Below are 2,864 nucleotides of genomic sequence, written 5' to 3' on the forward strand. Positions count from 1 at the left end.
CATTCAGCACAACCCCATGTACTCGTTATTTCTCACTTTTTAATTCCGATTTATACTATTTGGACCATGGATTAGCTAACAACTAAATTATACGATATCTCATTCAAAAACCTTCTGACCATAATGTATTTTTTCAACTCTGAGTATTGTAGGGTTGAATAGTTTTCAAATTGATTATGAAAGGATAAAGCCGAGAAGTGACTTCTATTAGTCCAAACACTTCACATTACTATCACATACACTATAAAATGTTTGGACTTTATTATTTCAATCAAAACTTAAAGTTAGGAGGATTTAATGTGGCTAATTGTACAGGTTTAGCTTGTTTTTTATTCTCTTCGTGGCCAACAGGAACAATTGTTACAGTTACTACTCGATCAGGTCAAATTATTGGACCTGCTACTTTTTCACTGTTCTTTCCAAATATCTGTGCAGTAGTATTGGTAGAAGATGATGTGATAACCCCCTCTTCTACCAATACTATATTTATAAGTTGTGAAGATATAGAAAGTGTTACTTTAACTACTCCTTAAGATAATTCATATTGTTCTCACTTAATCCATATTTAAGACATTCCAATGAATACCTTTTTTCATGAAAAATCTAATTAGTATACCCTAAAATATATCATTCTATTGGACCTATTCTTTTAATAAGTTGCTTTCATTTAAATTTTTTCTCTTTTAAAGGTTACTTGTCTACACATCATTCTACAAACTTTCATATGATATAGTATATTGTTTAAAGGAGGGATAAATTTGTTCTTATGTAATTTATTTGGTTGTTCAGGTGGCGTATGTAGTATTTTTAAAAATTTACAACCGGGCGAAGTCATTACTGTGACTGGTAAATCTGGAAATATTATTGGACCTGCTATCTTTACAAATTTTAACCCTAATACTTGTATCGTCACATTAGAAGAAGAAAATTCAGTTACTCCTCCTACTACAAGTATTACTAAAATTAGTTGTAAAGAAATAGAAAGTGTTACGTTTATCTCATAGTATATTTTAAACCTAAAGCAGGGGTTGAAATATGAAACTCTTATACATTACTTCTGGTTACTCAAAAATCTATCAATATCTAGATCAAAGCATACAAAGTACTCTTATTAATCAAAATTTCGAATGGTTAGCAGTGCAGCCGAGTGAATTAATACAGCAATTGGATTTCATTACAACAACGTTTCATCCCAATATTGTTTTCACCTTATTAGGTAATCATCTACCACAAAAAGCAATTCAATATTTTAAAAAAAGGAACATTAAATTAGCTGTTTGGTTAACTGAGGATCCATTTTATATAGATACTTCTCTTCTTCTATTAAATAACTTCGATTTTATATTTACTATTGATAGCGAAGCACTTAAATATTACACAGCTTTAGGATATACCAATGTATATCACTTACCATTAGCAACTAATATAGAGGTGTTTAAACCCCATCTAAAAAATCTAAAATATAAAAGTGAAGTATTGTTTATTGGATATCCTTATCCTAACCGAGTAAAATTGATACAGTTTCTCCTGGAAAAAACGCCTTATCACTATACTATTATTGGTCAACACTGGAGAAATAAGTTATTAAAAAAATGGAAGAATCACCAAAGAATTAAGATTATAGAAGGATGGATTCCACCTCAAGAAGTTGCACTCTATTATAATAATGCTAGTCTTATTTTAAATCCTCATCGTAGTCATCTATTTCCACAGAATAAAAATAAAAATAAAGTGAAAAATAATACCATTAATAATCGTACTTTTGATATTGCCGCTTGCCAAGGCTTTCAAATTATTGAAGAAAAATCTGATCTTTCATCTTTCTTCAATAATGATCAAATTGTATCCTATAACAGCTTTGAAGACTGTTTAAATAAAGTATCTTTTTATTTGGATGACACGATTTCAAAAAGATTAATGGTCGAAAAAATTCATACAAAAGTGATAACACAGCATACTTTTCATGAGAGAATCCATTTTATAACGGCTATTTTACAATTACACCTTCATTAAAATAAAAATCCCCTTCTGCATATTAGTGCACAAGGGGATTTTTCAAATTTATCTATTCGTTCTACAGATAATGCTCATAGATAAATAAGAAACGGTATACATATACACTAACATATATAATTTTTATATTGAAGATGTTGTTATTTACACATAGAACCTAATATCTACTATTTTTATTAGCCAAACAATTCTTTTGTTTTATTTCACATAGGAATAATACTACTTGCGCTCGCCCAACCAAGACGTGAACTTATCTATATTTCCGAATGAATATCCATTTGTTACAGCAGATCCAATACTGCCTTTCAGAATAACAATTTACCCGTCAATACCGTGTCAAACATTACTAATGCTTGTAAACCACATTATTCAACACCTCTAGTTTGATCCCCCTTGTAGCAGTTAATTTTTATATTTTGTAAAGAATCCTCATTCCTTACAAATTTTAATTTGTAAATAATAATTTATGTAATATTAAGTATACCCTTCTGATATACTTAATATCGCGATAAATACACAATTTTTCAAGGGGGAAACAAGGAATGCAAAGTAAATTTTGGACCATTTTCTTTTTAATCATATTCTTTCCAATAGGTCTATTTTTAATGTGGAAACATGCACACTTCACAAAAAATGTACGCGTTATCATTTCGTTATTTTTCTTAATTATCATTTTATGTACAGCATGTAGTAGTGGATCAAGTAGTGCTCAGAAGGCTGAATTAAAAAAGAAAGAACTACAATTAATCAATAAAGAAAAAGATTTAAAAAAAATGGAGGAGAAATTGCTAGAAAAAGAAAAAGAACTAGATAATAAATTAAGAGAATGTCAAAAATCTAATGAAAATAAG

Annotated in this window: 3 protein-coding genes and 1 pseudogene; all 4 read left to right on the forward strand. The window is 29.1% G+C overall.

What is annotated here, in order from left to right; translation table 11 throughout:
• Positions 1-299: 299 nt before the first annotated feature.
• Positions 300-533, forward strand: coding sequence for a CGEA protein (locus tag MR170_RS30250; RefSeq protein ID WP_098640897.1), 234 nt, complete (start codon positions 300-302; stop codon positions 531-533).
• 225 nt (positions 534-758) lie between these two features.
• Positions 759-1,004: a hypothetical protein gene (locus MR170_RS30255; RefSeq protein WP_000477968.1), complete on the forward strand. Its 246-nt coding sequence runs from the start codon at positions 759-761 to the stop codon at positions 1,002-1,004.
• 31 nt (positions 1,005-1,035) lie between these two features.
• Positions 1,036-2,013 (forward strand): CgeB family protein, encoded by a 978-nt coding sequence (locus MR170_RS30260; RefSeq protein WP_098276597.1) that lies wholly within the window; start codon positions 1,036-1,038, stop codon positions 2,011-2,013.
• Between the two features lie 542 nt (positions 2,014-2,555).
• Positions 2,556-2,864 (forward strand): annotated as a pseudogene (locus MR170_RS30265) (hypothetical protein); the annotation flags it as partial.

The organism is Bacillus cereus group sp. BfR-BA-01524 (assembly GCF_022662595.1).
GTDB classification, from domain to species: Bacteria; Bacillota; Bacilli; order Bacillales; family Bacillaceae_G; genus Bacillus_A; species Bacillus_A thuringiensis_S.